The sequence below is a fragment of the Moorena sp. SIO4A5 genome, from assembly GCF_010672005.1.
In the GTDB taxonomy this organism is placed as follows: domain Bacteria; phylum Cyanobacteriota; class Cyanobacteriia; order Cyanobacteriales; family Coleofasciculaceae; genus Moorena.
In genome coordinates, this window is the sequence record NZ_JAAHHZ010000339.1 from 1 (window position 1) to 4,985 (window position 4,985).

3 protein-coding genes and 1 pseudogene are annotated in these 4,985 nt (G+C 45.6%); 3 read left to right on the plus strand and 1 reads right to left on the minus strand.

Going from position 1 to position 4,985, the window contains the following annotated elements:
• Both F6K57_RS36480 and F6K57_RS36485 read left to right on the plus strand, forming a co-directional pair.
• On the plus strand, window positions 1-719 hold a 719-nt coding region (locus tag F6K57_RS36480; RefSeq protein WP_293073057.1), incomplete at its 5' end, for a DUF4351 domain-containing protein.
• Window positions 720-919: 200 nt separating this feature from the next.
• Window positions 920-1,778: pseudogene (locus F6K57_RS36485) on the plus strand (DUF4351 domain-containing protein).
• A 333-nt stretch (window positions 1,779-2,111) separates the two neighbouring features.
• Here the strand turns inward: F6K57_RS36485 and shc are convergent.
• Entirely contained in the window at window positions 2,112-4,025 is a 1,914-nt protein-coding gene (gene shc, locus F6K57_RS36490) for a squalene--hopene cyclase (protein ID WP_293073060.1), read from the minus strand.
• Between the two features lie 103 nt (window positions 4,026-4,128).
• On the opposite strand from shc, the gene F6K57_RS36495 reads away from it, so the two are divergent.
• Window positions 4,129-4,985, plus strand: an 857-nt coding sequence (locus tag F6K57_RS36495; protein ID WP_293073063.1) for a glycosyltransferase, incomplete at its 3' end; no start/stop codon positions are given.

Here is a 4,985-nt window from a genome sequence, read left to right on the forward strand (position 1 = left end):
TGACCCTGCTGCAAACCCCTAATCAAATCTTGCAGTGGGAATTTCAAACCCTACCGGCTTCCAAGCCATCCCTACCATTGCGCATGCTCAAGTATTGGGTCAGACTCAAAGAAAAGTATGATTGTCCGATTGAGCAGGTGGTTATATTTCTGAAATCCACTCGCTCAGAAAAAGTTTATACTAACCAGTTGGTCGATACTAACACCAGTCATCGCTATCGAGTAATCAGACTGTGGGAGCAAGACCCTGAGCAATTTTTGGCCAATCCCGCCTTATTGCCCTTTGCAACTCTGGCATTCAGTGAGTCCCCGACAAGATTATTAGAGCAAGTGGCGGCAGCAGTAGATAGGATTGAAGAACCACTAGCTTTTACTAACATCTCCGCTTGTACCCAGTTACTAGCGGGTTTGCGGTTCCACCAAAGGTTGATCACAGAATTATTTCCGGAGGAAGTGATGCAAGAGTCTGTAATTTATCAGAAGATCATTCAAAAAGGACATAAACTTGGTTTACTCGAAGGAAAACTTGAAGGAAGGCAAGAGGAAGGGTACTCAATCGTTAGACGCCTGATCACCCGTCGGTTTGGTAGTGTTTCAGACCAGCTACTTGAGGGGATCCAAAAGCTTTCTGTTGCTCAATTGGAGGAGTTGAGCGAGGCGCTGTTGGATTTTGAGACAGTGACAGATATAGCTGTGTGGTTGGCATCCCATCAGCAATAAAAAAAGCGATGCTCTCAAAGAGCCCCTACGCGAAAGCGATTGGCCTATGGCCAGGCTAAAAGCGATTGACCTTGGCCAAAAGGCCACGCTACGCGAATGGTCACGCTACGCGATGAAGCTTCGCTTCCGCTAAAAGCGATCGCTTTTTTTGACCAAATCCGGTAAACTGGCCCAGGTACTGTTAACCATAGATAACTACCTTGGCTTACGATAATATCTGTAAATATCTCGCCGAAAACTACCCAGCTGATTTGATCAGGTGGCTTCATGATATTGAAGTTACTGAAATATCAGTCCTGAAAACTGAGTTAAATACCGAACCGATTCACGCCGATTCCTTGACCCTGCTGCAAACCCCTAACCAAATCCTGCAGTGGGAATTTCAAACCCTACCGGTTTCCAAGCCATCCCTACCATTGCGGATGCTAAAGTATTGGGTCAGACTCAAAGAAAAGTATAACTGTCCCATAGAGCAGGTGGTGATATTTCTGAAATCCACTAACTCAGAAAAAGCTTATACTAATCAGTTGGTCGATACTAACACCAGTCATTGCTATCGAGTAATCAGGATGTGGGAGCAAGACCCTGAGCTATTTTTGACCAATCCCGCCTTATTGCCCTTTGCGACTCTGGCATAAGCGTGAGTCTCCAACCAGATTATTAGAGCAAGTGGCAGCAGCAGTAGATAGGATTGAAGAACCACTAGCTTTTACTAACATATCCGCTTGTACCCAGTTACTAGCTGGTTTGCGGTTTGACCAAAGGTTGATCACAGAATTATTTCCGGAGGAAGTGATGCAAGAGTCTGTAATTTATCAGAAGATCATTCAAAAAGGACATAAACTTGGTTTACTTGAAGGAAAACTTGAAGGAAGGCAAGAGGAAGGGTACTCAATCGTTAGACGTCTGATCACCCGTCGGTTTGGGAGTGTTGAAAACCAGCTACTTGAGGGGATCCAAAAGCTTTCTGTGGCTCAATTGGAGGAGTTGAGCGAGGCGCTGTTGGATTTTGAGACAGTCACAGATTTGACAGTCTGGTTGGCATCCCATCAGCAATAAACAGGATGCGTGGAAATTAAGAATTAAGAATTAAGAATTGGGAATTAAGAATTGAGAATTAAGAATTAAGAATTGAGAATTGAGAATTAAGAATTGGGAATTGGGAATTAAGAATTGGGAATTGGGAATTGGGAATTAAGAATTGGGAATTGGGAATTAAGAATTGAGAATTGGGAATTCTGCCTTCTGCCTTCTGTCTTCTGCCTTCACCATTCTGCCTTCACCATTCTGCCTTCTTAATTCTTAATTCTTAATTCTACATTCTTAATTCTACATTCTTAATTCTACATTCTTAATTCTACATTCTTAATTCTACATTCTGACCAACAACCTTCAACTTGAAACAGACATTTGATACCGTCCCAAGGCCAACAACGGGAAATATTGTTGATAGAAGTGGTACTTCAAATAAAAATGACTGGGAAAACCTGTGCCTGTAAACTCGGTTTCATCCCAACTGCCATCGGGCTGTTGAGTTGACACTAAGTAGTTGACTCCCATCTCAATGGCATCCCTTGCCCAGTTGCCAGTAGCTTCTCCTGCTGCCATTAAACCAATTAAAGCCCAAGCGGTTTGAGATGCGGTACTGATTCCTAGTCCCTTAAGACTGGGATCATCGTAACTAAGACAGGTCTCACCCCAGCCACCATTGAGGTTTTGACATTTCACTAGCCAAGCCGCACCCCGTTCGATACTACGTTGGTGGGTGTGAGGCGCTATTTTAGATAAGGCGGAAAGAGCACTACTGGTGCCATAGATATAGTTAACCCCCCAACGACCAAACCAGCTGCCATCGGCTTCCTGTTCCTGAATCAAAAATGCGATCGCTTTCTCTAACTGCTGGGATTCTATGGATAAATTACACGAACCCAGCATTTCCAGGACCCGTGCGGTCACATCCGCTGTGTTAGGGTCAATCATCGCTTTCAGGTCAGCATAGGGCAGAGAATTGAGCCAGTGTTGATTATTATTAATATCAAACGCCGCCCAACCCCCTTGGTTACACTGCATTGATGCTATCCAAGCCAAGCCACGAGCTATGGCTGCCTGCTTTAGTTTCTGATTAGGCAGTTTCAAGCTATTCAAGGCCATAATCACCACTGGGGAATCATCTAAATCGGGATAGAAACGGTTTTGAAACTCAAAGGCCCATCCTCCTGGTTTCCCTTGGGGATTCTTGACCACCCAATCCCCATAGTCTAGTATTTGCTGCTGCAACAACCATTCTCCACCCCGAACTAAGGCTGGATGATCCGGTTCTAAACCAGATTCCACCATCGCTCGCAATACCCAAGCTGTATCCCAAACTGGGGAAACACAGGCTTGGACTCGGTAGCTGTCAGGGGTTTCAATGGCAAAGCGATCAATGGCTTCAAGTCCCCGTTGCACGACCGGATCCGCAAGATCATAGTTGAGACAACGCAACGCTAACAGGGAATTCAACATGGCTGGAATAATTCCCCCCCAGTCTCCTGTGGCTTCTTGCCTTTCCAAGACCCATTTTTCTGCTGCTGCCAGTCCCTGCTTCCGGAATGGAACTAAATTCAAGTCTTCTGCTAACTTAAATCCATCATCAAGCAATACAAATAAATCTGTCCAATCGGAATTGCGAGGTAGCTCAAACTTGGCGTGATCAGCTCCTTCGGTATATAACTCGTCTAGAGTGATGCTTGGCTGAATATCAAATACTGGCTTCTGGTCAAAGACAATTAATAAAGGAACTGTACTTCCCCTTGCCCAGCTAGACATTTCATAGATCGTAAAGGGAAACCATTGCGGAAACAACATTATCCAGGGGGGAATCGAGGGAATCCCGCGCCAGCTATAGCAGCCAATCAAGGCTAAATGAAATTTGGTGAAAATCCGGGTTTTGCTGATGCCACCTCGTCTGAGAATAAAATCCCTGGCTCGGACCAAAGCTGAGTCGCTGGCGGGTACCCCCAAAAGGCGAAGTGCCATATAAGCTTCCACCGAACAACTCAAATGCCCACCATCGCCATAGAAAAGTTCCCAGCCACCATGTTTCCGCTGTTGAGAACGCAGATAGGCTTCCGCTTTATGTAAAGGTCGTTCTTTGTCAGTTCCCCAAATTTTATGGAGTAGGATAATTTCCGCCGTTATGGTGACATTAGATTCTAGTTCTGCCCACCAGTAACCATCGGGATATTGCTGAGCGAGTAGATAGCTTTGGCTATTTGCGATCGCTTCTGTAACCCCTGAGTTTACAATCCTGTCTTGGGTTTGCATGTTTTACCGTTCTACTTCACACACCAGATTCAAAGGTGCGCGCACCTTTGGTTACGTTATTTTGCTACTTGTAGTGGAGAATTAGCAATAGGTATCAATACAAATGGATACAATCGGATTAGCAATCACTGTTCTATCCTTAGGGATTTGGATCGGATTACTAGCATTTCGGGGTCAGTTTTGGCGAGCAGATCAACGGCTGGTTATAGAGAAATTCTCTACCAGGTCTGTAGGTCAAGGGGAATCCTTACCCAGGGTTTGTGCTGTAATTCCAGCTCGTAATGAAGCTGAGTTGCTCCCCACGACATTGCGATCGCTTCTGGCTCAAGACTACCCTGGCTGCTTGAAGGTGATTGTAGTCGATGACCAAAGCACTGATCAAACCTGCACCATTGCTCAAGCCCTTGCCCAGGAAAGCAACGAATCCTCCGAACGATTCCAACTAGAGGTATTATCCGGTCAAGAGCTACCCCCTGGCTGGACTGGTAAACTCTGGGCCTTAGAACAAGGGATTCGTCATGGGCAGCAGCAAACCCCAGCCCCAGATTATTTTTTATTTACCGATGCTGATATTGAGCATGATCCAGCCAATCTCCGTCAACTGGTAACCAAAGCCGAGATGGAACACTTGGATCTAGTTTCCCTAATGGTGTTGCTCAGATGCCAAGACTTTTGGGAGCGACTACTTATTCCTGCTTTTGTGTTCTTCTTTCAAAAACTGTATCCCTTTGCTTGGGTCAATAACCCCACAAAATCTACTGCGGCTGCGGCTGGAGGATGTATTTTAATTCCCCATCAAGCCTTAAAGCGCATCGGTGGGATTGAGGTGGTGCGTCAAGCATTAATCGATGATTGCGCCCTAGCTCAAGCAGTTAAATCTAGTAATACAGCAAGTTTCGCCCCCCTAGCCCCCCAGCGAGCAATCCCTCGCTGGGGGGTACAAAACTCTCAAAGTCCCCC

Bases quoted from the DNA above. Each gene is read 5' to 3' on its own strand.
- shc (WP_293073060.1), bottom strand. From the start codon at position 4,025: ATGCAAACCCAAGACAGGATTGTAAACTCAGGGGTTACAGAAGCGATC.